A 1,428-nucleotide genomic window follows, 5' to 3' on the forward strand; every position below is an offset into this window, starting at 1 on the left:
GGCTCTTCACAATTCGGGGTGTAGGTGTGGTCTGAATCCGCCGGCTTCGAGGAGTGCGCGGGCTATGTAGTTGGTGAGGTTGCGGAAGCCGAGGGCGGAGCCGCGGAGGTGTTCGAGGCGTCCGTTGATGGCCTCGGTGGGGCCGTTGCTGGTGCCGGGCCGGTCGAAGAACGCGAGGATGTCGGCGGCGCGCTGTTTCAGTGTCCTGCCGAGTTTGCGCAGTTCGGCCAGTCCGGTGGGGATGCCGCTGGAGAGGGAGTCGATGAGCAGCTGCATGACGAACTTCCCGAGCTTCCGGTCGGGTTCCCGGTAGGCGGTGACCATCCGCTGGTAGATGCCCCAGGTCGCCTCGACCTCAGCGTGCTGCTCGTCGGCGAACAGGTTCTCCAGGCGGGTCTGCTGCTTCTCGGTGAGCAGCCCCGCTCCTGTGTGGAGGGTGCGGCGGGCCTTGTAGAGCGGATCCTCCTTCCTCCCGCGGCGCCCGAGTGCGTCGCGCTGAACCCGGCGGCGGCACTCGTCGAGCGCGTCGCCGGCCAATCTCACGACGTGGAATGGGTCCATCACCGCGACCGCGTCCGGGAGTTCTTCGGCGGTCGCGGTCTTGAAGCCGGTGAACCCATCCATCGCGACGACCTCGACACCGTCCCGCCAAGCCTGGGGGCGTTCGGCGAGCCAGGTCTTGAACACCTGCTTCGAGCGCCCTTCGACCATGTCCAGCAACCTGGACGGTCCCGTCTTCTCCCGCACCGGGGTGAGGTCGATGATCACGGTGACGTAGCGGTCGCCGTGGCGGGTGTGACGCCAGGCGTGCTCGTCGACGCCGATCACACCGACCCCGTCGAACCGGGCCGGGTCATCGATCAGGAGCCGCTTGCCCTCGGCGAGGACCGCGGAGTTCGCCGTATGCCACGACACTCCCAGGCCCGCGGCGACACGGGACACGGTGAGATGGTCGAGCACGATGCCCTCCAGCGCCCACCGCATCCCGCGACGGGACAGCTTCGCCCGCGCAGGCGCCGCCGCGGTGAGGTCTTCTCGCCAGGACCGCCCGCAGCCGGCGCACTTGTAGCGGCGGACCCGGATCAGCAGCGTCGTCGGGCGGTGTCCGAACGGCTCGTGCGCGAGCAGCCGCGTATCCGTCCCGCGGGAGAGCGCCTGGCTGCCGCAACCCCGACACCACGGATCCGGCTCCGCAACACGGCACTCGATCACCGCCCGCTCCGGCTCAAGGCACTGGCCGACGGCCTGAAGGCCGAGTTCATCGAGTCGGCAGAACACGGTCAGGTCAGGGGTCGCGAAGGTAGCGTGGAGCACGTCGAGGTCTTCCGGGCAGATGGTCAGTGTGAGAACTTCCATCATCGGGAGACCTCGACCCCTACCCCGGCATCAACGCGCTCAACCACCCACCCCCTCAACTGCGAAGAGCCC

General features: G+C 68.4%; 1 protein-coding gene. It reads right to left on the minus strand.

The window, feature by feature from the left end; all coding sequences use genetic code 11:
* Positions 1-6 precede the first annotated feature (6 nt).
* Positions 7-1,314 (minus strand): ISL3 family transposase, encoded by a 1,308-nt coding sequence (locus RF650_RS13505; RefSeq protein WP_368815175.1) that lies wholly within the window; start codon positions 1,312-1,314, stop codon positions 7-9.
* Positions 1,315-1,428: the final 114 nt, after the last annotated feature.

The organism is Kocuria sp. CPCC 205297 (assembly GCF_040981035.1).
Lineage (GTDB): Bacteria > Actinomycetota > Actinomycetes > Actinomycetales > Micrococcaceae > Kocuria > Kocuria marina.